This window comes from Rhizobium sp. P1_B8, from assembly GCF_056406515.1.
In genome coordinates this window covers 1-359 of sequence record NZ_JBFTZZ010000094.1, presented here as the reverse complement: position 1 = coordinate 359, position 359 = coordinate 1, and the positions used below count along the sequence as shown (strand labels likewise).

The window sequence follows — 359 nt, the reverse complement described above, 5'->3', positions numbered from 1 at the left end:
GGATCTGAGAGCACACGCGAGCGCGCCTCCTCGTCGATCCCGGTCCTGAACTCGGTGACGGCGGCAAGCATGGGGACATTCTCCATCCCTTGATCGGCACTGGCGCCGGCAACAATCTTCGAACGATCCCGGCGCTCGGCGAGATGCTGCTCGTCGGCAAAGCGCTTCACGGCCTCGAACAGCCGGGTCAGCTTCTCGCCTCTGCTACTGGCGAGGTCCTCTGGCATACGCTCGACCATGTTGCGTTCGCCAACCGCGTCGGCCTTCGAGGTAAACGCGCTCCAGCCGAAGCGGGCGGTCAGCGCCTCGCTGACCGCCTTGACCTCCTGGACGATCGAGCGATCTTCGGCGGCAAGAAG

General features: G+C 64.9%; 1 protein-coding gene. It reads right to left on the bottom strand.

Features of this window, described 5'->3' with window-relative positions:
* Nucleotides 1–359 (bottom strand): hypothetical protein (locus AC1D2N_RS36265; RefSeq protein ID WP_477983048.1); only part of this gene is annotated, 359 nt, incomplete at both ends.